The sequence below is a fragment of the Lachnoclostridium sp. An169 genome (genome assembly GCF_002160525.1).
In the GTDB taxonomy this organism is placed as follows: domain Bacteria; phylum Bacillota; class Clostridia; order Lachnospirales; family Lachnospiraceae; genus Mediterraneibacter; species Mediterraneibacter cottocaccae.
Map to the genome: position 1 here is coordinate 1 of NZ_NFKT01000075.1, position 1,065 is coordinate 1,065.

Sequence of the window (1,065 nt, forward strand, 5' to 3'; positions counted from 1 at the left end):
TAGACTACCGCGCTGGCATTCGCTCCGTCCACAGAACTGCTGAACAGCCAGTTCTTCCGGCCCACTGCAAATGGACGGATCGCATTCTCGCTGAGATTGTTGGTAAAGCGTAAACGCCAAATAGCGAGTACCTTGACATTTTTAGGCGGCTGCTTGGCAGCCACCAATATTTAGGCTTTACGGATTTCCGCCGGAAGTTTTTCTGACCATGGAAGAAGATCTTCCAGAAAGGAACAATCCCTGTCATCCATGTGCTTCGGGATCTCTTCCAAGAGATGCTGCACATAATCAAAAGGCTTCAGATGATTGGCTTTTGCAGTTTCCACAATACTGTAAATGATTGCAGAAGTTTTGGCTCCATTGATTGTATCAATCATCTGCCAGTTCTTCTTCCCAATACAAAAGCCTCGGATTGCCCTTTCGGATGCATTATTGTCAATCGGGACATCTCCATCTGTAAGAAAGACCCGGAGATATCTTTCCTGATTCAGTGCGTAGCCGACTGCGTCACCAAACTTGTCCTTTCTGGATGCCTTTATGGTTTTCAGGTATGCAAAAAATGCATCCACAAGTGGTTTTATAACCGCCTGCCGCTGCTTAAGCCGTTCATCAGAAGAAATGTCATTCAGTTTCCCTTCTTCCCGGTAAATCGCCTGAATCTGTTTCATCAGCAGAAATGCTTCCGATTCCTTTTGGCATGATTTAGGGATCAGCTTCAAAGCCTCATCAAATCTGCGGCGGCAATGAACCCAGCATCCGGCAATCGTCAATTCTTCCAACTCTTTTTCTAACGTATGATAGACCTGATAACCGTCTGTCACGCAGACGCCATCATATCCTTTCAGGAATTCCCGTGGATGAGATGCATTTCTGGTCTGCTGGTATTCATACAGTACACGGTAAATCACTAGTACCGTGCTAGTTTTATCTATCTATGAGATAATACCTCCAGAAAACTACAAGTTTTTTAGAGGAGTGTCCCTATGGATAAGATCACACATCAGGTCCGTGCAGAGCACTGGGCCAAAATCATGAATGAATGCATAAACAGCGGAATGTCTAAAA

At 45.0% G+C, this 1,065-nt stretch carries 2 pseudogenes; both read right to left on the bottom strand.

Annotated features, from left to right (window positions below):
• Positions 1-104: pseudogene (locus B5F07_RS23640) on the bottom strand (IS66 family transposase); the annotation flags it as partial.
• Positions 105-170: 66 nt separating this feature from the next.
• Positions 171-896, bottom strand: a pseudogene (gene tnpC, locus B5F07_RS22145) (IS66 family transposase); the annotation flags it as partial.
• Between the last annotated feature and the right edge of the window lie 169 nt (positions 897-1,065).